Origin of the sequence: Rhodococcus sp. D-46 (assembly GCF_011290655.1) — a bacterium.
GTDB classification, from domain to species: Bacteria; Actinomycetota; Actinomycetes; order Mycobacteriales; family Mycobacteriaceae; genus Rhodococcus_F; species Rhodococcus_F qingshengii.
In genome coordinates this window covers 19,947-41,067 of sequence record NZ_JAANTF010000011.1, presented here as the reverse complement: position 1 = coordinate 41,067, position 21,121 = coordinate 19,947, and the positions used below count along the sequence as shown (strand labels likewise).

Genomic DNA, 21,121 nt, shown 5'->3' with positions numbered 1-21,121 from the left:
GTGGACCCAGTGCCTTCGACACCACTTCTTTCGGCCGAGACAAACGGTCCCCCAACCAGCCCGGCGATCACGCCGCGTCAGGTAATCACACGCGCGATCGCTTCCGAAGGTCGCGGAGCCAAGCTGGCGGCCGCGTCCGTCGGCTTCACCGGCCACCAGGTCGCGGAAGCGTTGGTGCCGGTGGTGATCGGTGCGGTCATCGACCGTGCTGTGGCGACCAGCGATGCCGCCGCACTCGGAAAGTGGATCCTCGTTCTCGGAATTCTCTTCACCGGCTTGTTGCTCAGTTGGCGCTTCGCGGCGCGCATCTCCGATTCCGTCAGCGAGCACGGAGCACATCGCTTGCGGATGGACATCGCGCGCCGAAGCCTCGATCCGCACGGCATGTCGCCGCGGCGTATGCCGGGCGAGGTCTACTCGATTGCAACATCCGACGCGGGTTCGGTGGCCGGATTCACGCACACGCTGAGCACCAAACTTGCGGCCGCCTGCGGAGTGCTGACCGCCGCGATTTCGCTACTGGTGATCTCGGTGCCACTCGGCCTGCTCGTCATCCTCGGCACTCCCCCGGTGCTGGCTCTCATGCAGGTGGTCAGTCGGCCGCTCGAACGCCGAGCCGAAACCGATCAATGGCAGGGCGCCAAGGCCGGCGCGCTAGCCGCAGATCTACTCTCCGGACTCCGAATCCTTTCCGGAATCGGCGCCGGAGATGCTGCAGCGCAGCGGTATCGGGGAGCCAGCCGGACTTCGTTGGAAGCAACCCTTCGCGCACAGAGATACCAAGCGATGTACTCCGCCGCCAACGTTGCGATCGCCGGCGCTTTCCTCGCCGTCATCGCGTACGTGGGCGGACGGATGGCAGCGTCCGGGAGCATCTCGGTCGGTGAATTCGTTGCCGTGGTTGGTCTGGCACAGTTCCTTCGGGGTCCGTTGATCGACATCATCTACTTCGGCGCCGGTCTGGCACGGGCGCGTGCTTCCGCCAACCGCGTCGCAGCACTTCTCGGGACCACCGAGGCTGTGACTCCCGCGGGTGAACCTGTGTCCCTGAATCACTCCGAGTTCCTGACGCTGCGCGACGTCGTGTTGGCCGGAGCGTCACCAGTCGATCTCGACGTCAAACGCGGCGAGATCATCGGCATCGTCACCGAGAATGCCGCATGGGCGGATGCGTTGGTCGACGCACTGGCGCGTCGAATCGAGCCTTCGAGCGGAACAATTCATCTCGGCGACAACGCCATTCACGAGCTGCACATCGACGAACTTCGCACTCACGTTCTGGCAGCACCGCACGACGCGGCACTGTTCATCGGCACAGTCGGCGACAACATCGACGCCGTCGCACCGATCGGCAGCCGCAACGACGAGGCCATCGCCGCTGCTGCGGCAGATCAAGTGATCTCGGCACTGCCGCTCGGCCTCGCAACCCGAGTCACCGAGCAAGGGAATTCTTTGTCCGGCGGTCAGCGTCAGCGCATCGCGTTGGCGAGGGCACTGGCGAGCGAAGCTCCCGTCTTAGTCCTGCACGATCCCACCACTGCCGTCGACTCCGTCACCGAAGCACGCATTGCTCGCGGGATCGCCGAGGTACGCGGGGCGCACGCCACAGTACTTCTGACCAGCAGCCCAGTGCTGCTCGATATCTGCGATCGGGTGATCGAGCTGTGAACGAACTACTCCCCACCGCAACACCGAAACAGGCGCGGCGCGCGGCACTTCGGTTGATGGGACCCCACCGAATTTCCGCGATCGCAGCAGTCGTCACCCTGACCGCCGCGACCGCGATCGGTCTGCTCACACCGCTGGTCCTCGGCGCCATGGTCGACGCCGTGACCGAGGCAGACGGCGACGCTGTCTCTCGCATCGGCACATTGACTCTCGCGTTGGTCGGCATCGCGGTTGCCTCATCCCTTCTCGTCGGAGTGAGCAACTACCTGCTCGCCGGCGTCGGCGAGCGCGTTGTCGCCGACCTTCGCGAAGAAGTCGTCGTCCGGGTTCTCGACCTTCCGCAGAGCGACGTCGAACGGGCCGGGCGCGGAGATCTCGTCTCCCGCATCACCGGCGACGTGCGGTTGGTGACCCGGGCCGTATCCGAAGCACTTCCGGTTTTTGCCACCGCGGCACTGACCATCGTGTTGACCCTGATCGGATTGGGTAGCCTCGATTGGAGATTCGCCGTCGCCGCGGTGATCGCGGCACCCATCCAGATCCAGGCGCTGCGTTGGTACCTCTCGAGGTCGGCACCGGTCTACCGCGAGGAGCGGGAGGCAGAAGGTGCACGTGCGCAACAGCTCCTGGACTCGCTGAGCAACTCCGACACCGTCGGATCGCTTCGCCTGGCCCAGCCGCATCTCGAACAGATCGAATCTCGATCGATGACGGCCGTCCGGCTGAGCTTGTTGACCACGCGTCTACGCACCAGGTTCTTCGGCCGGCTCAACATCGCGGAGTTCATCGGTCTGTCCGCCGTGCTGATCACTGGCTTCTGGCTGGTGAAAGACGGGCAGATCAGCATCGGTGCCGCCACAGCCGCAGCCCTGTTCTTCCACCGCCTCTTCGATCCGGTGGGCGCAGTTCTCAGTGTGTTCGACGAATTGCAGGAAGGCACAATAGCGTTGGCTCGCCTGGTCGGAGTCACGCTTGCGCCCGTGCCATCTGCACCGACCGATCCGCAGGAACCTGTCGACAGCTCAGCTTCTTTGGAACGCGTCACATTCTCGTACCGAAGCGGCGACGCTCCTGTTCTGCGAGACATCGACATCACCATTCCGACAGGAACCGTCACCGCACTGGTGGGCGCTACCGGAGCCGGAAAATCTACAGTCGCAAAGCTGATCGCGGGAACCTACGAACCGACCGAAGGCGTCGTGAAGATCGGGACGGTGCCCCGGAACGAACTGCCACCGTCGATATCTCGGAGCGCGGTGGCCCTCGTGACTCAGGAGGTCCACGTCTTCGCCGGCACGTTGGCCGAGGATCTGCGGCTGGCCGACCCGTCGGCAACCGACAACGACATCACCGCGGCGCTCGATACCGTCGGCGCGTCGGATTGGCTGCGGGCTCTCCCGGACGGACTGGAAACCGTGGTCGGAGACGGTGGACACCGGCTGACCGCAACACAGGCCCAACAACTTGCGTTGGCAAGAATCGAATTACTGGATCCGCCGCTGCTGATTCTCGACGAGGCGACCGCCGAAGCGGGCAGCGCTGGAGCCAGGGTCCTCGACGATGCCGCTCTCGCTCTGACCCGGGGTCGCACTGCTGTCACAGTGGCACACCGACTCTCACAGGCCGTCGACGCCGATCAGATCCTGGTGATGGACCACGGCCGCGTCGTCGAGCACGGCTCTCACGACGAGTTGGTCAACCTCGGGGGTCGGTACGCGGAGCTGTGGGAAGCGTGGTCCGCTCCGCGGAGTTGACCGCGACGGTTGCACCGAGCACTTCCGCCCGGTGCAACCCAACTCATGCGTGCAGAAGGTACGGCACCGATTCGGGCGCCACACTCCGCTTGTTCATCATGCTGCCGGGTGTGCGGCCGGTGACCCGGCGGAACACCGCGACAAAGGCACTCGGAGTTTCGTATCCGACCCGCCTACTGACAACCGAAACCGGCACTCCAGCAGCTAAATACGTCAATGCTGCGCGGACACGTACCTGAATTCGCCACTGCGCAAAAGTCATTCCAGTGCCCTGCGCGAACACACGCGTCAGCGTACGGACGCTACCGCCAGCCGTCAGCGCCCATTCGGACAGCGACCGCTGGTCTGCCGGATTGGCGACCAACGCTTCGGCGACGAACAACGCTCGCGGATCGGTCGGCATCGGAACCTCCACCGCAGCAACTTCGAGCGGCTGCAACATGTCGAAGGCCACCCGCTCGGCGCGACTGCGCGCCTCGTCGGGCATGTTCCGCCGATGCATGTGCAGGAGTACCTCACGCAGGAGAGCGCTGACACCGAACAAGCCCGGAACACCCGACGGCGCCTCGTGAGCCTCGGGCCGGAAGTAGGTGCAGAAGAACTCCGTACCCGGACCGGCCTTCACGGCATGCAACGCCCCGGCAGGCAGCCACAGTCCGGCCGAAGGCGGCACCTCCCAAGTGATGCCGTCAGCGACAACCGTGAGCATTCCACCGGAGTTTCCCCAGATCAGCTCATGTTCAGGATGACGATGCGGGGCCCACTGCCGCTGATGAGAGAGCTTCAGAGTCACCGTTGTCATCGAGTAGGGGTGATCGATGGAACGCGGCCCCACGGGCACCGAAATTCTCTCTGCCACAGCTGTCATGAAGACGAGTATAGGACTTTCGTTAGGCATACCTAAATAGGAACCCGAAAATCGTTGACTGTGACCCCAGAGTTACACATACCAGGGTCCCCGATATCGTGACTGCAACTCCCGGCTACGGGTCGGCAACGAGAGGTACATGATGGTTGACGCATCACGAATCCCGGTCATCGTCGGCGTCGGCGATCTGCGCCGGAATCCTGCCGACGGGCACCGCGAACCCCTCGATCTGATTCACGACGCCACCGTCGCCGCGTTGAACGACAGTGGCCACGCTGAACTGGGAACACAGATCGATTCCGTGTTCGCGATCAAGACAGTCAGCTGGTCGTACGACGATCTCCCCGGGCTGCTTGCCTCACGATTAGGCGCGACCCCCACGGTCACCTCTACCTCGCCGATCGGTGGCCACTGGCCCGCGGCGCTCCTCGATCGGATCGGCGCGGCCATCGCTCGCGGTGAATCCTCGGCTGCTCTGCTCGTGGGCGGCGAATCGCACGCCAGCAGCACCGCGCTGCGAAAGTCCGGAGTCGCCCCCGACTCGATCGGGTGGACAGCCGCGCCCGGTGGGCCTCCCGGATTCGATCCGACCGACCTGGGAAGCCCCGAAATGCAGCGCGCCGGTTTCATCGTGCCGACTCGTGTCTACCCGCTCTTCGAGAACTGTTTCAGCGCTGCCGAGGGCCACGACGCCCGTGAATCGCTCGACTGGTCCGCGCGGATGTACGCCGCGTTCTCGGAACTGGCTTCGAAGAATCCCGCCTCCTGGACGTCGGAGATCCGATCGGCAGACGAGATCGGCACCGTCGGCCCCGGCAATCGGATGGTCTCCGAGCCGTACCCGCTGATGCTCAACGCCATGCCTTTCGTCAATCAGGCTGCGGCCGTTGTCGTCTGCTCGTTGTCGACGGCCCGCGAGTTCGGGATCGATGAAAACAAGCTGGTGTACCTCTGGGGCGGCGCAGGTGCGAGTGATCCGTTGGACATACTCAGCCGCAACAGCTTCGACAGCTCGGCCGCGATGCATGACGCCGTACATCGCACACTCGACGGTGCCGGAGTCGGCGCCGACGCACTCGACATCGTCGATGCCTACAGCTGCTTCCCGATCGTGCCCAAGCTGTTGATCCGCGAACTCGGACTTCCCGATACCGCGATCCCAAGCGTCACCGGAGGACACTCGTTCTTCGGTGGACCGCTCAACAGCTACACCCTGCATTCCGTCGCTGAAGTCACCAGGCGAATTCGCGACGGCGCGAACCTTGCCCTCGTCCACGGCAACGGTGGATTCCTCACCTACCAGCACTGCGTACTGCTGTCGTCCGCCGCTCACGCTGGCGGGTACGTCGGTGATCCCGACGCACGCGCGCTAACTGCGGAGGTTCCGGAACTGATCACTGATTACACGGGCACGGCGGAAATAGTTACGGCCTCTGTCGAATACGGCCGCACCGGGGAGCCTGAGATCGGGTTCGTGATCGCGGCAACGCCGGACGGCGGCCGCGTCGCCGGTCACACCGGTCCCGAGAATGCCGCCGAACTGACCCAGCTTCGCGGTGACAACCCTCCGTCGATCGGGCGAACTGTTCACATCAGCGACGAGAACGGGCGACTCACGCTCACGTTCTGACAGTAGCGTTCTGACAGTAGACAGCCGTCAGCACCGGGGCATGGTGATGCCCCGGTGCTCACGTCTTCAGTTGTCGCGGTTCAGGCTGCTGTCGGTGGGCTGTTCCCGCCGATCGGCTGCTGATACGGATCAACAGACATCGGCGGATAGAACACCGATTTGCGATCCGGCCCGATCTCCACCCGCCATTCGGTGCGGTGCATCGTCCGATGATGATGACCGCACAACAAGATCAGATTGTCGAGATCCGTTGGGCCACCATCGTTCCAGTGAACAATATGATGGGCATCGCACCACCCCGACGGTGTCCCGCATCCCGGAAACGCACACCCACCATCACGAACCGCCAACGCCCGCCGCTGGGGTAGCGTCGCGGTCCTTGCTTCTTTGCCGCAGTCGAGCGGAACACCGTTCTCGTCCAACAAAATCCGGGTGACCGTGCAGTCGCACGCCAGCATCCGGGCAGTATCGATACTGATCGGACCTACCCAATCCGCCCACGCGAAACCCAGTTCCTGAGTCGACGGCAGTAGATCCTTCAATGCTTTGAGGTCGGTCATGTCTTTTGCACTGGCGGTGACTGTGATGTGCGGTTTCACTCCGCCTTCGATCGGACCCAGCCCCGCCCGCTCGTACCGCCGCAACAATTCGCAGAACCCATCCGCCCGTCGTAATGCCGGCGTGCGGGCGTCCTTGACGCCGTCTTTCTCCGGCGTCGGCGCCGACAGGCTCGACAGCAACGTGATCAGACGTGCCCCGTTCACAGCATCCAGGTCGCCCTTCACGGTCACCCGCCCGTACAAGCCTTTCGAGGCGTAGAACTCGTTACGCTCCGAATCCTCACCCACCGGAACGCCGTCTTCGCGTTTGCCGTACTGCTTCTCGATCCGCCGGATCGCTGCCCGCACTGCATCACAATCGGCGATGTTCTTCGACGCCAGGCCAAGCAGGATCCCGCGAGCCTTGTCCACATCCGCCAGGGTCATGTTCTTGGGTGGATGCTGACAAAACGACGCCACCTGCCGCGCCTTCAACGCATCCACGTCACCACGGTGAAACGCATCCGCGACAACAGGTTCGAGCATCAGCAACCGCGCCAACCCGACCAGCAGACTGCACTCACCGATCTCCAGATTCGTCGACCCATGCAACCACTGCGCGATCGCCCGAAAACCCTTCCCACCGAGAACCTCCCGGGAAAACATCTCCACGATCAGCAACACCATCCGCGACTGCAACTCGTGTCGGGCGCGCACCAGATCCAGAACCTCACCCTTGAGGTCCTCGCCATCCAGCTGCCACGCTTCCCGACTGTCCATGCTCAAAGTTTAATAGAACATACTTTCGATAACCAGAGACAAACCGGACAACTTCGGGAACATGAAGACTTGAGACCTGTTGAAGTACATCACCATTCAGCTAGCCGTCAAAGACGACGCGATAGAGGACGTATCCCGCGAAACACACAATCGCAACAACGCACAGCACAAGCAGGATGTCGAAAAAGATGACCACGCTTCACCCCAATCAGTTCGACCCACCGGCCACTTCTCCGTGCGGAGAAATTCTCCAAGCGGAGAAGAGGATATCACGGTATCTTCTCTGCGTGGAGAAATCGACTCGAGAAGCACTTCTGGACGCCGGGCTCGACCTGCTGGGCCGGGTTGGGTTTCGAGCCTGGTCGATGAGAGGCGTCGAAGACGAGGCGGGCGTGCCACACGGCAGCGCACGGCACTACTTCGCAAACCAGCGTGGACTGATAGTCGAGGTGGTGCGACACCTTCTGGACGGTGATCTTCCTCGCCCGGGCGAGACGCCGAAGCAACAGGTGGCCCGGTGGCTGGGGCCTGAATCCGGCCGCACTCGGGCGCGTTACGAACTGATCATCGCGTCATTCCACGATCCCGACCTCGCAGTGGAACTGGTGCGTGGTCGGGATCGGTTTGTCGACATCTTGATCGAACGCGGCATGACCTCGTCCGATGCAGCGGAATTGGTCGCAGCACTGGACGGGCTCGTTCTGGACGCACTGCTGCGCAGGCATGCTCCGGAAACCCTGGATCCAGAGCGAACCTTCAAGAGGTTCGGGGCGAAGTTCCCCTAGCCGTCCAGCTCGGCGAAGAGCTCCATCCACTGCTCTTCGGCCGCTTCCTTGTCGGCGATGACCTGCTTGAGTTCTGCGCCGAGTTTCTGCAGCTTGTCCGGGTCGGTGGCCGCGTCGGCGAGGGAAGCGTGCAGCTTCTTCTCTCGGTCGTCGAACTTCGCAATGGACCGCTCGAGCTTCGAAAGTTCCTTGCGTGCAGCGCGATCCGCGGCGCCGTCACGGACCTGCTTGCTCTTCGACGCACCACTCGCCGTCGAAGCCACCGACGGGTTGTCGCCATCCCCCATTGCTGCGCGCCGACGCAGGTAGTCCTCGATACCACCGGGCAGGTTGGTGAGCTTGCGGTCACCGAAGAGCGCCCAGGTGGTGTCACAGATGCGCTCGATCAGGTACCGGTCGTGCGAGATGACCACCATGGTGCCAGCCCAGCCGTCGAGCAGATCTTCGAGTTGCTGAAGCGTGTCGATGTCGAGATCGTTGGTCGGCTCGTCGAGAAGCAGGACGTTGGGCTCGGCCATGAGGACACGTGTCAACTGCAGACGTCGGCGCTCACCACCGGAGAGATCACCGACTGGGGTGCGCTGACGCGCCGGTGTGAAGCCCAACCGCTCAGCCAGCTGACCCGCCGATACTTCCTTGTCTCCCAGCGTGATTCGCTCGGCTACATCCTTGACCGCGTCAAGTACGCGCATGTCGGTCGGTAGATCGTCGAGTTCCTGCTTGAGCCAACCGATGTGGACGGTCTGCCCCTGAATGCGCTTTCCGGCGGCAGGCTCGAGTTCGCCGGCCAGAGTCCGCAGCAGAGTCGTCTTGCCCGAGCCGTTGACACCGACCAGGCCTACACGCTCACCTGGAGCGAGACGCCAGGTCAGATCCTCGACGAGTACACGACCGTCCGGAGTCTCCAGACGCGCGTCTTCGAGTTCGATGACAACCTTGCCGAGCCGACGCTGCGCGAACGACGCAAGAGCGACCGCGTCACGAGGTGCCGGAACGTCGGCGATCAGGGCCTCTGCGGCCTCGATGCGGTACTTCGGCTTGGACGTACGGGCCGGCGCACCGCGGCGCAGCCATGCGAGTTCCTTGCGCGCAAGGTTGCGTCGACGCTCTTCGGAAGCGTCAGCCTGACGCGAACGCTCGGCGCGAGCGAACACCCAGTCGTTGTAGCCACCCTCGTAGCTTTCGACGCCGCCGCCGACAACCTCCCAGGTGCGGGTGGCGACGGTGTCGAGGAACCAGCGATCGTGGGTCACGACGACAAGCGCGCTGCGACGCGAGACGAGGTGCTCGGCCAACCACTGAACACCTTCGACGTCGAGGTGGTTGGTGGGCTCGTCGAGCACCAGCAGGTCGAGGTCCTGAACCAGGGCCGCAGCGAGAGCCACGCGGCGACGCTCACCGCCGGACAGGCCGTCGACCTTGGCGTCCAATGCGGACCGCTCGCCACCGGCGCCCAGGTTGTCGATGCCGATACCCGAGAGCACCGAACGGATGCGCGCGTCGCCGGCCCATTCGTGTTGCGCCACTCCGAGCGGCCCCAGGACCACTTCACCGACAGTGGAGCCGGGAGGCAGCACACCGCGCTGCGTCACGACGGCCATACGCAATCCGCCGACGCGGCTGACGCGTCCCGAATCCGGCTGCTCCACACCCGCGAGGACTTCGAGCATGGTCGTCTTACCGCCACCGTTGAGGCCGACGACGCCGATGCGCTCGCCCTCCTCGACGCCCAGGGAGACCCCGTCGAGCAACGGCTTGACGCCGAAAGACTTCGACACGTTTTCCAGATTGATCAGATTCGCCATCAGTGCTGTCCCTTTGCCGCATTGTCGAGTATTCGTGCTCCGGGAACGGGTCCGCTCGCCACGCGAACGGTGCGGCACACCCCCGCTCCCGCAAGTTCTGCGCTCACTTCCACCGCGGACTGTGCGTCGGCGCAGAGAAAGGCGCATGTCGGTCCGGAGCCGGAGACGATGCCGGCCAAAGCTCCGGCTTCGACGCCCGCTCGAAGCGTCCGTCGTAGATCCGGGTTGAGTGAGAGTGCCGCAGCCTGCAGATCGTTGCCGAGCAGCGACGCAAGCAGATGAGCGTCACCCGTGGTCAGTGCCTGGATCAACGCATCGGCGCTCCCCAACCGTTTCGGGGAGCCTTCTGCCCGCAGCTTGTCCAGCTCGCGGAACACGACTGGTGTGCTCAAGCCACCCTTGGCCAGCGCCAACACCCAGTGAAAAGTGTGGCGGGTCAACACGGGGACAAGTTGTTCGCCGCGGCCGGTTCCGAGGGCAGTGCCACCGTGCAGCGAGAACGGAACGTCACTCCCGAGGCGTGCCGCAAAAGCGTCGAGATCAGGCCGCGAGAAGTCGAGCTTCCACAAAGCGTTGAGCGCAACCAAAGCGGCGGCTGCGTCGGCACTCCCGCCGGCCATTCCGCCTGCGACGGGGATGCCTTTCTCGATGACTATCTCGACGTTCGGGGCCACGCCACCCTCGACGGCGAGCATCTCGGCGGCACGCCACACGAGGTTGGTGCGATCGGTCGGCACGGCCGCGGCGTCGTCGCCGATCACCCGCACGGTCAAGGTGTCCGCAGGCGCCACCGTGAGGGTGTCTGCCAGCGACAAAGCCTGAAAAACCGTCGTCAGCTCGTGATAGCCGTCGTCTCGCAGGTCCCCGACGGCAAGGTGGAGATTCACCTTGGACGGGGCCCGGACGACTACGGGGCGTGGAACGACGGAGAGCACAAGGAACAACAATAGGCGCTGCGAACACCTGGGCGAAAACCTGCGACCGCAGCAGCCCGTCCGACAGCCAGCACACCCACGCTATTTCACCGCGCGCACACCTACGCCCAGACCGACCACCGCCACGCCCAAGGCGGCGACGATTCCTGCCAGAACGCTGCTCGACGCGAAGTCTCCGGCAAAGAGTGCCCGCTCGGCGTCTACGACGTAGCCGAGCGGATTGATGTTCACGAGGACCTTCATCCAACCTGGTGCGTCCTCGAGTGGAAGCATGGTTCCCGACAGGATCAGGAGCGGGAACATCAGCGTCTGCTGAACGACCCAGAACATCCAATCCTGCTCCCGCACAGCCAGAGCGAGAGCGTACGAGAGCGCACCGAGTCCGACGCCGAACACTCCCAGCAGGACTATCCCGAGCGCGGCTCCCGCTGCATTGACGTCCAATCCGAGCGGAAGTGCGACCAGAATGATCAGAATCGCCTGCGCGGCAAGCGGAACCATCTCCTTGCACGCTCGCCCGATCAACAAGGACGAGCGTCGGAGCGGAGTCACCAACATTCGCTCGTGCGATCCCTGCTGCATCTCCATCAGGAGGTTGGACCCGGTCATCGTCGTTCCGAAGATCGCGATCATCACCAACACACCGGGAATGAACCAATTCCATACGCCGTCACCGGTACCCGGAACCCCTTTGAGCAGAGGCCCGAACAACGCCAACAGGATCAGCGGCTGGATGAGGCTGAAGATGACGCTGACCGGGTCGCGCAACATCGGTCGTAGCTCACGGCCCATCACGATTACGCTGTCTCGAACGATGTTGCCGTGCACGGTACGTGGGGTATCGAGTGTGATTGTCATGGCGGATTCCTGTTCCTCGAAGTTCTTTGTCGTGTTTCAGGAAGCGACCGCAGCGGCGCTCTCGCGCAGGCTGCGGCCGGTGAGAGTGAGGAAGACGTCGTCGAGAGTCGGCCTGGTGATGTCGGCAGTGAGTGCGCGGGCACCACGGGCATCGGCTTCACGCAGCAACACCGGTAGCGTCGAATCACCCTCGCCGGCACGGATACTCACCGAACTCGCCGCGACGGTGACGTCACGCACAGTGACAAGTCGCTCGGCCACCGACGCTGCGACGGCGGCCGCCTCGACGCTGTCGAAGGTGAGCAGAAGATGATCCCCCGCAAGATCCGCTTTGAGTGCAGCGGCGGTGTTGTCCGCGATGACAGTGCCCTCGTCGATGACGATGACCCGCTCCGCCATCGAATCCGCTTCTTCCAGGTAGTGCGTGGTCAGCACGATCGTGGTGCCCATCTCGCGCCGCAACCGCAGGATGTGGTCCCAGAGGTTGGCCCGACTTTGCGGGTCCATGCCCGTGGTCGGCTCGTCGAGGAACAGGAGCGGTGGGCGATGCACCAGGCCGAGGGCGATATCGAGCCGCCGGCGCTGCCCGCCGGACAGCGTACTGACCTTTCGAGTACCCAACTCGGTGAGTTCGAGATCACGCAGCAATTCGTCGGCCCGGACCTGCGAGTCGCCCTTGGGCATTCCGTAGCACAACCCCTGCGTCACCAACTCGTCGCGAACCCGCTGGTTGTGGCCGGCTCCGTTCCCCTGCCCGACGTACCCGAGGCTCGATCGCACCTCGTTTCGTGCCGCAGCGATGTCGAATCCTGCGATTCGCGCGCTGCCGGACGTGGGCTCGAGCAAGGTGGTCAGCATGCGCAACGTCGTCGATTTCCCGGCGCCGTTCGGCCCCAGCAAGGCAACCAATTCACCCTCCGCTACATCGAGCGTGACTCCCTTGACTGCTTCCACGAGCTTCTTGCCCTGGGCGAAGTGCTTGGTGAGCGCCTTCGTCTCGATCATCGGTCTGCCGTCGTTGATGCGACTCATGATGTGCCCCAATTTCTTCTCGACTGATCGGATGCGGACCAACCTAGATTCGATTGAGGACGCATTGGGTCCTAAATGTTTGGCAGACTTCTTCCCATGAAGGAGACATCGGCTCGCCTACTGCGGTTGCTGTCACTGCTCCAGACACGTCGAGACTGGTCCGGTGCCGAACTCGCAGACAAGCTCGCGATCACCCCGCGCACAGTTCGACGTGACGTGGACCGCCTCCGCGATCTCGGCTATCCGGTCGACGCGACAGTCGGAGTCGGTGGCGGATATCGCCTGGGTGCCGGCGCGGAGATGCCCCCGCTACAGCTCGATGACGAAGAAGTGCTCGCGGTGGCACTTTCACTGCAATCCGGAGCGACCGGCTCTGTGGTCGGCATCGGCGAGGCTTCGATGCGCGCGCTGGCGAAGCTGCGGCAGATCATGCCGTCGAGGCTGCGACACCGTCTGGAATCGCTGTCGATCGATGTCGTGCCACGCGAGCCCGCCGCGAGCGCAGTCGATGCGTCGGTACTGTCCGCCATCGCATCCGTATGCCACAACCACGAGCGATTGAGATTCGACTACAGCACTCACGACGGCACCCAGAGCCGGCGCGAGGTGGAACCGTACAGGCTCGTGCGGTCGGGTGTTCGGTGGTATCTGGTGGCTTGGGATCTGTCTCGCGAAGACTGGCGGTCGTTCCGCGTCGACCGGATGGAACCCAAGATCCCCACCGGCCCACGATTCGTGCCGCGGGAACTACCCGCCGGTGGTGCAGCAGACTTCGTTTCCCGCGGTGTCGCTCGGGCCTATTCCTCCACGCGCGCAACAGTTCTACTGCATGCACCCATCGAGCAGATAGCACCCATGGTCAACGAACAGTGGGGATCGGTGGAGTCCACCGACGAAGGGCGTTGCGTCATAGTGCTTTCGGGCACTTCTCTGCGATCGATCGCACACTGGCTCAGAGCTTTCGACGTCGATTTCACCGTTGTGAATCCACCTGAACTCCGCGAGGAATGCCGCACGATCGCGGCGGAAACGGCAGTCGCCACTCAGCGGTATCTCGATGCATGACAGCGTTTTTCACCCAAATACAACAAGACCCCAACTCCGAAGAGTTGGGGTCTTGTCAGTACGTCATGCGTCGGTTGCCCGACTCACATGGACGTCTTAGACGATGGTAACGCCGGTGGCCTGCGGGCCCTTGTTGCCCTGACCGATCTCGAACGCCACGCGCTGGTTCTCCTCGAGAGTGCGGAAGCCGCCACTCTGGATCTCGGAGTAGTGAACGAAGACGTCAGCACTGCCGTCTTCGGGAGCGATGAAGCCGAACCCCTTCTCGGAGTTGAACCACTTCACGATGCCCTCTGCCATGTAAATCTCCTCTAACACAGTGTCAACAGGCAGTCGCTTCGACCGCCCGGGTCACTTACTACGACCGTTCTGAGACAAATCCGTGGAGGATGTCCAAACGCTCGCAACCTAACCATTTGCGAGCGTGGAAACACAAACACAAACACTTACGACCAACACAAGTAGACCACACATCCGCCGTGTTGTCTTCCTTGAGGCATTCATCACTGCCCAGCCCGTTGACAGGAATACCCCCCGGGGGTACCTTCGATTGCAGAGCGATACCTACACCGGGTATCCGTAAAATAAGCTTTCCACAACCGAAGGGATCTGCGATGACCACCGCCGAATACACCGTTTCCGGAATGACCTGCGGACACTGCGTCGGATCCGTCAAGGAAGAGATCGGCAACATCGCGGGAGTAACCGCGGTGGATGTCGAACTGGCGAGCGGACGCGTCGTTGTCACCAGCGATGCTCCCGTCTCCGCAGCCGACGTCGTCGCAGCAGTCGACGAAGCCGGCTACGCAGTCGTACCAAGCTGAGTCAGCCGTGCGCACCTCGACAACACTTGCCGCCTACGCCGTAGGGCTGGTCGCCGTCTTCGGCGCCGCCCTCGGCGTGGGGGCCGCAATCGGAAGCCCGATAGACATGTCCACCACCCAGCACAGCACCCACGAATCAACCACCGAATCGATGCCAGGCATGGATTCGGCAACACCTGCAGGTCTCGAAGTCTCTTCCGGCGGATACACACTCACCGATGTGACCGCACCCGGTCGAGCTGGGGAGCCGGGAACCTTGACCTTCCGGATTCTCGACGACACCAACACGCCCGTCGTCGATTTCGACCTCCTGCACGAGAAGAAACTCCACCTCATTGTCGTCCGAAACGACACCAGCGAATTCCGCCACGTACATCCGTCCCTCGCTGCAGACGGCACCTGGTCGATCGACTGGGCCTGGCCCGCCGCGGGCACCTACCGAGTCTTCGCGGACTTCGATCCCACCGACGGCACCCAACTGACACTCGGCCGAAACTTCGACGTGGCAGGCGAATTCACTCCTGCGCCGCTACCTGCGAAGAGCGCGACCGCAACCGTCGACGGATACACCGTGACTCTCGACGGTGATCTGACCACTGCCGGCGGCCCGATCACGCTGAGCGTTGCTCGCGACGGAGCCCCGGTCACCGATCTCGATCCGTACCTCGGTGCCTTCGGTCACCTCGTTGCCCTGCGCACCGGCGACCTCGCCTACCTGCACGTGCACCCCGAAGGCGAGCCAGGCGACGGCGTCACAGCTCCTGGTCCGGACATTTCCTTCCACGCACAGGCACCGAGCGAAGGCACATACCGACTGTTCCTCGACTTCCAGCACGAAGGCGTGGTTCGGACCGCCGAATTCACTGTTGATGCAGGCATTTCCACGGCTTCAGTTCCAGACAATCACGAGGGAGGGCACTGATGACGTCACCGACTGCGGTCGACAATGCTGCCAACTCGAGCAGCGTCGAACTCGCGATCACCGGGATGACCTGCGCCTCCTGCGCGTCACGAATCGAGAAGAAGCTCAACAAGATCGACGGCGTCACAGCCACCGTCAACTACGCGACGGAGAAGGCCAAGGTCACCTTCCCGGACGGGGTACCCGTCGAAGATCTGGTCACTGCCGTCGAGAACGCCGGTTATTCCGCCGCGCTCCCCAAGCCGCCCAGCGCGCCGGACACCGTCGACCCGGATGCGGAAACCCCGCAGGATCGTGATCTGCGCGAGCTCCGTACTCGCCTGATCATCTCGACTCTTCTCTCCGTGCCGGTCATCGCTATGGCAATGATTCCTGCGCTGCAGTTCGACAACTGGCAATGGCTCTCCCTCACACTGGCCGCACCGGTCATCGTGTGGGCGGCCCTCCCCTTCCACCGGGCTGCCTGGGTGAACCTGCGTCACGGCGCGGCCACGATGGACACGCTCATCTCGCTGGGCACCATCTCGGCCTTCGTCTGGTCGCTCTACGCACTGTTCTTCGGCACTGCGGGCGAAGCCGGTATGAAGCACGCCTTCCGGCTGACGGTCGACCGGATGGACGGCAGCGCCAACATCTACCTCGAAGTTGCCGCGGGCGTCATCACGTTCGTGCTGGCCGGACGCTACTTCGAGCACAAGTCCAAGCGCACGTCCGGCGCCGCACTACGCGCACTCATGGAACTCGGTGCGAAAGACGTCGCGGTATTGCGCAACGGCGTCGAAGTACGAATCCCCGCCGAAGAACTGGCAGCGGGCGACTCCTTCATCGTCCGGCCCGGCGAGAAGATCGCCACCGACGGCATCATCACCGAGGGCCGCTCAGCCGTCGACATGAGCATGTTGACCGGCGAATCCGTGCCGGAGGAAGTCGGTGTCGGGGACACTGTCGTCGGCGCCACCGTCAATGTCGGTGGAACCTTGACCGTCGAGGCAACCCGGGTCGGGAGCGACACCCAACTCGCCCAGATGGCGGCACTGGTCGAAGACGCCCAGAACGGCAAGGCCGAAGTTCAGCGCCTCGCCGATCGGATCGCCGGTATCTTCGTGCCGGTCGTCATCGCGATTGCCGTTGCGACACTGGGCTACTGGCTCGGTACCGGTAACCCCATCGAGATGGCCTTCACCGCTGCGGTCGCCGTGCTGATCATCGCGTGCCCCTGTGCCCTCGGATTGGCAACGCCCACAGCCCTGTTGGTGGGCACGGGTCGCGGAGCTCAGATGGGAATCCTCATCAAGGGACCCGAGGTGCTCGAATCGACGCGCGCAGTCGACACCGTCGTGCTCGACAAGACGGGAACCGTCACCACCGGTCAGATGACATTGCTGGACACCGTGGTGGGCGAAGGAACAACCGTCGACGAGGTCCTTCGGCTGGCCGGCGCACTCGAACATCGCTCCGAGCACCCCATCGCCGCAGCGATTGCGAAGGGTGCGACCGAAGCTGTGGGCGAATTGCCTACGGTCGAGGATTTCGTGAACGTCGCCGGGCGCGGCGTGCAGGGAATGGTCGACGGTCACGCCGTCGTCGCGGGCCGAGACGCGCTGCTCGCCGACTGGTCGATGCCGTTGCCGGAAAATCTCCGCGAGGCGAAGGCTGCAGCAGAGAAGGCCGGGCGCACCGCAATCGCGGTGGGCTGGGACGGCAAGGCGCACGGCATCCTCGTGATCGCCGACGCGGTCAAGGACACGAGCGCCGAAGCAATCGCGCAGTTGAAAGCACTCGGCCTCGAACCGGTTCTGCTGACCGGTGACAACGCCACCGTTGCTCGCACTGTCGCGGATCAGGTCGGGATCAGCACCGTCTTCGCCGAGGTCATGCCTGCGGACAAGGTCGACGCCGTCAAGAAACTGCAAGCGGAAGGACGCGTCGTGGCCATGGTCGGCGACGGCGTGAACGACGCGGCAGCCCTGGCTCAGGCCGATCTCGGCCTGGCGATGGGCACGGGTACCGACGTTGCGATCGAGGCCAGCGACATCACTCTGGTGCGAGGTGACCTGCGGTCGGCGGCCGATGCAATTCGACTGTCCCGCAAGACGCTCAAGACCATCAAGGGCAACCTGTTCTGGGCATTCGCCTACAACACGGCTGCGATCCCGCTGGCTGCGGCCGGCCTGCTCAACCCGATGCTCGCCGGTGCCGCAATGGCATTCAGCAGTGTGTTCGTGGTGAGCAACAGCCTGAGGTTGCGGCGGTTCAAATAAGGGGGCAAGCCCCTGTGCGCGGTTAGGGAGTCCCTGCACTCCTTAACCGCGCACGGGGCTATTCGCCTCCAGCAAGCCGAACGAAGGCTGCTGCGTCGAGCATCTCGCCACGCGTCTGTGGCTCGATGCCGGCAGCGAGGAGCCGTCGTTCGGCCTCGGCAGGCGAACCTGCCCAACCGCTGAGAGCGGCACGCAAAGTCTTGCGGCGCTGTGCGAACGCGGCGTCGATCGCCGCAAAAACCTGCTTGCGGTGCTTCTCGTCCATCGGCCACGGCGGCTCCGCGTACCGATCGATACGAACCAGTCCTGATTCGACCTTCGGCACCGGCCAGAACACGTTGCGTCCGACGGCACCAGCGCGGCGAACCTCGCCGAAGAAGTTGGCCTTGACGCTGGGAACGCCGTAGATCTTGCTTCCCGGATCAGCCGCCAGGCGATCGGCAACCTCGGCTTGCACCATCACGAGTGCGGTCCGCAGACTCGGAAGCGACGCGAACAGGTGCAACAGCACCGGCACCGCGACGTTGTACGGCAGGTTCGCGACAAGCGCGGTCGGCTCGCCGGGAATCTGCGAAGGCAGCACACGCATCGCGTCGGCTTCGACGACGGTCAGGCGATCGGCCAGTTCCGGCGCTCGCTCGGCCACCGTCTTCGGGAGGCGAGCCGCGAGGTTGGGATCGATCTCGACCGCGATGACCCGATCGACCACGTCCATCAGCGCCATCGTCAGCGAACCGAGACCAGGCCCTACCTCGAGAACGACGTCGTCACGTGTCACGCCTGCCGTGGTGACGATGCGCCTCACGGTATTGGCGTCGTGAACGAAGTTCTGCCCCAACTGTTTCGTGGGCCGGACACCGAATTCCTCGGCAAGAGCGCGCACCTCGACCGGACCGAGCAGGGCTGCCTGCCCGCGCGGAGTAGCGATGGGTTCGTTCGATTGTTCGGCGTCTGACACCAGTAGAACTTATCCCAGTCCGAGGCGACCCGAGCACGACGGCCATGCGCCCCAGCCCTGAGTGCGCTGGGTCTGTGTCGCAATCGCGATCTGTTCTTCACGGGTGGCGAGGTCGGCGCGGGGCGCATACTTCAACCCGCCCTGTCGTTCCCAGGTGTTCTGGTCGAACTGCACGCCGCCGTAGAAACCGTTGCCGGTGTTGATGGCCCAGTTACCGGTGGCCTCGCACTGTGCGAGCGCATCCCACGTCGAACCGTTCTCCACGGGCGGCACCTCGGTGCCCGGCTTCGTTCCGACACGCACGACCTTCGGCTGCGCCGGTGTGGTGATCGTCTCCGAGACCTGGGTACGTCCGGCTTCGACACCGTTGACGAGATTCACGGCGAACGTCACGTCACGCACGCCGGGCACGCCCGGGTTCTCGACGATCGTGCGGCTCTGGTTCATCGTCGGATCCTCGATGCGCTGATCCGGCGGATCGAGCGGCAAAGTCTCGACTTTGTTCTCGGTGCGGTTGCGCGTCACCGTGACCTCCAGGCCCTCGGTCAGTGGAGCGTCGGCGGCGGGAACCACCGTGTCCGACTGCTCGAGCGGAGTGCCGTTGGCGGTAAGGAACTCCCCGACCGTCGGCGCCGCGATACGCACGTCTGCTGCCGCGTTTGCGCCGTCGACCAGTTTTGCGACGACCGGTGTCAGCACGTCGAGCGCGGCGCCGTCCAGCGGAAGACGCTGCGAGCGCGAAGCCGACACGTGCACATCCGCCGCGACGTCCAACTGCTTCAACGCGTCGTCGACGGTCAAGGCTGTGGTCCAGAGCTTCTGCGGCTGACCGTCGACCGTCAGCGTGATCTCACGGGCACGACGGAGCACCACGGTGTCGCCGTCGGACAGCGAAGCGTCGGCCGCGGGAGCAACTGCATCCTTGTCACCGATCGGGTAACCCGCGTCCTCGAGAGCGCCGTCGACGTTGGTCGACATGGTGCTCAGGCGAATCTGCTCACCGTCGACATCGAGAGTGATGGTCTTGTGCCGGACGACGGCCAGAACACCACCCACGAGAACCGTCAGGAGAAGAGCGGCGATCGCCGAGTACAACAACGGCGACCTGGTCGAGTTGATCTTGGCGAACGGTGACATCGGTTCCTGTGTTCTGTGAGGTGTGAGCGCGTCAGCGCAGGCCCAATTTGCTGGTGCAGGACGGCCAAGCACCCCAGCCCTGACCGGCGCGGACTTTCTCGCCGATCGCGATCTGCTGTTCACGTGATGCGAGGTCGGCGCGAGCTGCGTACTGACCGCCGCCGAATGCTTCCCAGGTGCTCTGGGTGAACTGAAGTCCTCCGTAGAAACCGTTGCCGGTGTTGATGGCCCAGTTTCCGGTCGCCTCGCACTGAGCAATGGCATCCCACGTCGACGCGTTGGACACAGCGGGAGCGGAAGCCTGCTTGGTACCGACCTTCACCACTGCTGCGACCGGTTCCTTGATCACGGTCGCGGACAGTTCGGTTCGTCCGGCCTCGACGCCGTTGACGGTCTTGACCTCGACAGTGGCCGTGCGCTCACCCGGAACACCCGGGTTCTCGACGACGGTCTTGTCCTTCTCTAGCTCGGGATCCTCGACCTTGTTCTCCGGCGGCGCGATCGGCTGCGTCTCGACGCGAGTGTCCGTGCGGTCGCGAGTGACCTGGATGGTCAGGCCGTTGGTAACGGGTGTGTCGGCGGTGGGAACCACCGAGTCGGCCTGCTCGAGCGGCGCATTCTTGGCCGCGAGAAGATCACCGACGGTCACGGCGGCGAGCTTGACCTCCGCCGCGGGAGCGCCACCGTCGCTGACGCTGACGGTCTTCGGGCTGACGACGTCGAGCTCGGTCCGTTCGAGCGGCAGACGATGCGAGCGCGAAGCCGAGACTGCGAAGTCGTCGGAAACATCTACCTGCTTCAATGCCTCGTCGACCGTCAATGCGGTGGTCCAGATGGTGGTCGGCTGACCGTCGACGGTCAGAGCCAACTCACGGGCACGGCGTAGTACGACGGTATCGCCATCGGACAGGGAGGAATCGGCACTGGGTGCGAGCGCGTCCTTGGGATCGACCGGGTATCCGGCGTCCTCGAGAGCGGTACCGACGCTGCTCGACATCGTGGACAGCGAAATCATGTCGCCGTCGACGTCGAGGGTGATCGTCTTGTGCCGAACCACGGCGAGCGCACCCCCGACGATGAGCGTCAGAAGCAACGCACCCACCACTGAATAGAGAAGTGGTGACTTCGTGGAGTTGATCTTGGCAAAAGGCGACACAGGAAATCCCAAGGCAGACGACGTTCGATCACAATACGGTAACGACCGAGCGTTGTATCGGCAACCAAATCACAACGAAATGCGACTTTTGTCACGGAACGGCAACGGCGTGTCGTGTGTTCTGCACTTTCCGGCTCCGATACC

At 63.7% G+C, this 21,121-nt stretch carries 18 protein-coding genes; 8 read left to right on the top strand and 10 right to left on the bottom strand.

Annotated features, from left to right (window positions below):
- The first annotated feature begins 9 nt into the window (after positions 1-9).
- Positions 10-1,668, top strand: coding sequence for an ABC transporter ATP-binding protein (locus G9U53_RS26560; protein WP_232329896.1), 1,659 nt, complete (start codon positions 10-12; stop codon positions 1,666-1,668).
- Positions 1,665-3,422, top strand: coding sequence for an ABC transporter ATP-binding protein (locus G9U53_RS26555; protein ID WP_081558216.1), 1,758 nt, complete (start codon positions 1,665-1,667; stop codon positions 3,420-3,422). The genes G9U53_RS26560 and G9U53_RS26555 overlap by 4 nt, the downstream gene beginning before the upstream one ends.
- A 43-nt stretch (positions 3,423-3,465) precedes the next feature.
- Here the strand turns inward: G9U53_RS26555 and G9U53_RS26550 are convergent, their stop codons facing one another.
- Complete coding sequence (locus tag G9U53_RS26550) at positions 3,466-4,290, bottom strand: AraC family transcriptional regulator (RefSeq protein ID WP_063316779.1); 825 nt, start codon at positions 4,288-4,290, stop codon at positions 3,466-3,468.
- Positions 4,291-4,429: 139 nt separating this feature from the next.
- Here G9U53_RS26550 and G9U53_RS26545 point away from each other — a divergent pair, with 139 nt between their 5' ends.
- On the top strand, positions 4,430-5,920 hold the full coding sequence (locus tag G9U53_RS26545) for an acetyl-CoA acetyltransferase (protein ID WP_081558217.1): 1,491 nt from the start codon (positions 4,430-4,432) through the stop codon (positions 5,918-5,920).
- Between the two features lie 80 nt (positions 5,921-6,000).
- Here G9U53_RS26545 and G9U53_RS26540 read toward each other — a convergent pair whose 3' ends face one another.
- Positions 6,001-7,239, bottom strand: coding sequence for an HNH endonuclease signature motif containing protein (locus tag G9U53_RS26540; protein WP_058037028.1), 1,239 nt, complete (start codon positions 7,237-7,239; stop codon positions 6,001-6,003).
- Positions 7,240-7,526: 287 nt separating this feature from the next.
- Here G9U53_RS26540 and G9U53_RS26535 point away from each other — a divergent pair, with 287 nt between their 5' ends.
- Positions 7,527-8,024 carry a TetR family transcriptional regulator gene (locus G9U53_RS26535; protein WP_165639596.1) on the top strand — a complete coding sequence of 166 codons (498 nt, stop codon included), beginning with the start codon at positions 7,527-7,529 and terminating at the stop codon, positions 8,022-8,024.
- Here G9U53_RS26535 and G9U53_RS26530 read toward each other — a convergent pair.
- The 4 genes from G9U53_RS26530 to G9U53_RS26515 all read right to left on the bottom strand — a co-directional run bounded on the left by G9U53_RS26530 (position 8,021) and on the right by G9U53_RS26515 (position 12,654).
- Complete coding sequence (locus G9U53_RS26530) at positions 8,021-9,829, bottom strand: ABC-F family ATP-binding cassette domain-containing protein (protein WP_003946255.1); 1,809 nt, start codon at positions 9,827-9,829, stop codon at positions 8,021-8,023. The two genes, G9U53_RS26535 and G9U53_RS26530, sit on opposite strands and share 4 nt — an antisense overlap.
- Positions 9,829-10,764, bottom strand: coding sequence for a 4-(cytidine 5'-diphospho)-2-C-methyl-D-erythritol kinase (locus G9U53_RS26525; RefSeq protein ID WP_030536307.1), 936 nt, complete (start codon positions 10,762-10,764; stop codon positions 9,829-9,831). Before G9U53_RS26525 ends, G9U53_RS26530 begins: the two co-directional genes overlap by 1 nt.
- An 81-nt stretch (positions 10,765-10,845) precedes the next feature.
- Positions 10,846-11,622: an ABC transporter permease gene (locus G9U53_RS26520; protein WP_030536308.1), complete on the bottom strand. Its 777-nt coding sequence runs from the start codon at positions 11,620-11,622 to the stop codon at positions 10,846-10,848.
- Positions 11,623-11,658: 36 nt separating this feature from the next.
- Positions 11,659-12,654, bottom strand: a complete 996-nt coding sequence (locus G9U53_RS26515; RefSeq protein WP_207624628.1) for an ATP-binding cassette domain-containing protein — start codon at positions 12,652-12,654, stop codon at positions 11,659-11,661.
- Positions 12,655-12,750: 96 nt separating this feature from the next.
- Between G9U53_RS26515 and G9U53_RS26510 the strand changes: the two genes are divergently transcribed.
- The gene (locus G9U53_RS26510; protein WP_003946249.1) at positions 12,751-13,719 is read left to right on the top strand and encodes a YafY family protein; all 969 of its coding nucleotides are present in this window, start codon (positions 12,751-12,753) and stop codon (positions 13,717-13,719) included.
- A gap of 96 nt (positions 13,720-13,815) precedes the next feature.
- Here G9U53_RS26510 and G9U53_RS26505 read toward each other — a convergent pair whose 3' ends face one another.
- Complete coding sequence (locus G9U53_RS26505; RefSeq protein WP_003946232.1) at positions 13,816-14,019, bottom strand: cold-shock protein; 204 nt, start codon at positions 14,017-14,019, stop codon at positions 13,816-13,818.
- A 314-nt stretch (positions 14,020-14,333) separates the two neighbouring features.
- On the opposite strand from G9U53_RS26505, the gene G9U53_RS26500 reads away from it, so the two are divergent.
- From G9U53_RS26500 to G9U53_RS26490, 3 genes are read left to right on the top strand one after another with little or no spacing between them, the layout of a single operon-like run.
- Positions 14,334-14,543: a heavy-metal-associated domain-containing protein gene (locus G9U53_RS26500; protein ID WP_003946267.1), complete on the top strand. Its 210-nt coding sequence runs from the start codon at positions 14,334-14,336 to the stop codon at positions 14,541-14,543.
- A gap of 7 nt (positions 14,544-14,550) precedes the next feature.
- Complete coding sequence (locus G9U53_RS26495) at positions 14,551-15,465, top strand: hypothetical protein (protein WP_054188799.1); 915 nt, start codon at positions 14,551-14,553, stop codon at positions 15,463-15,465.
- Entirely contained in the window at positions 15,465-17,726 is a 2,262-nt protein-coding gene (locus G9U53_RS26490) for a heavy metal translocating P-type ATPase (protein WP_003946240.1), read from the top strand. The genes G9U53_RS26495 and G9U53_RS26490 overlap by 1 nt, the downstream gene beginning before the upstream one ends.
- 58 nt (positions 17,727-17,784) lie before the next feature.
- Here the strand turns inward: G9U53_RS26490 and rsmA are convergent, their stop codons facing one another.
- From rsmA to G9U53_RS26475, 3 genes are read right to left on the bottom strand one after another with little or no spacing between them, the layout of a single operon-like run.
- Complete coding sequence (rsmA, locus tag G9U53_RS26485) at positions 17,785-18,684, bottom strand: 16S rRNA (adenine(1518)-N(6)/adenine(1519)-N(6))-dimethyltransferase RsmA (RefSeq protein WP_003946263.1); 900 nt, start codon at positions 18,682-18,684, stop codon at positions 17,785-17,787.
- Positions 18,685-18,693: 9 nt separating this feature from the next.
- Positions 18,694-19,821, bottom strand: coding sequence for a resuscitation-promoting factor (locus G9U53_RS26480; RefSeq protein WP_007729017.1), 1,128 nt, complete (start codon positions 19,819-19,821; stop codon positions 18,694-18,696).
- 31 nt (positions 19,822-19,852) lie between these two features.
- Positions 19,853-20,977 carry a resuscitation-promoting factor gene (locus G9U53_RS26475; RefSeq protein ID WP_042921286.1) on the bottom strand — a complete coding sequence of 375 codons (1,125 nt, stop codon included), beginning with the start codon at positions 20,975-20,977 and terminating at the stop codon, positions 19,853-19,855.
- Positions 20,978-21,121: the final 144 nt, after the last annotated feature.

Excerpts from the sequence above, each read along its gene's own strand:
- G9U53_RS26530 (WP_003946255.1), bottom strand. The coding sequence starts at position 9,829 with ATGGCGAATCTGATCAATCTGGAAAACGTGTCGAAGTCTTTCGGCGTC.
- G9U53_RS26480 (WP_007729017.1), bottom strand. The coding sequence starts at position 19,821 with ATGTCACCGTTCGCCAAGATCAACTCGACCAGGTCGCCGTTGTTGTAC.
- G9U53_RS26515 (WP_207624628.1), bottom strand. The coding sequence starts at position 12,654 with ATGAGTCGCATCAACGACGGCAGACCGATGATCGAGACGAAGGCGCTC.
- G9U53_RS26505 (WP_003946232.1), bottom strand. The coding sequence starts at position 14,019 with ATGGCAGAGGGCATCGTGAAGTGGTTCAACTCCGAGAAGGGGTTCGGC.
- G9U53_RS26510 (WP_003946249.1), top strand. The coding sequence starts at position 12,751 with ATGAAGGAGACATCGGCTCGCCTACTGCGGTTGCTGTCACTGCTCCAG.
- G9U53_RS26540 (WP_058037028.1), bottom strand. The coding sequence starts at position 7,239 with ATGGACAGTCGGGAAGCGTGGCAGCTGGATGGCGAGGACCTCAAGGGT.
- G9U53_RS26500 (WP_003946267.1), top strand. The coding sequence starts at position 14,334 with ATGACCACCGCCGAATACACCGTTTCCGGAATGACCTGCGGACACTGC.
- G9U53_RS26545 (WP_081558217.1), top strand. The coding sequence starts at position 4,430 with ATGATGGTTGACGCATCACGAATCCCGGTCATCGTCGGCGTCGGCGAT.
- G9U53_RS26490 (WP_003946240.1), top strand. The coding sequence starts at position 15,465 with ATGACGTCACCGACTGCGGTCGACAATGCTGCCAACTCGAGCAGCGTC.
- G9U53_RS26520 (WP_030536308.1), bottom strand. The coding sequence starts at position 11,622 with ATGACAATCACACTCGATACCCCACGTACCGTGCACGGCAACATCGTT.
- G9U53_RS26550 (WP_063316779.1), bottom strand. The coding sequence starts at position 4,290 with ATGACAGCTGTGGCAGAGAGAATTTCGGTGCCCGTGGGGCCGCGTTCC.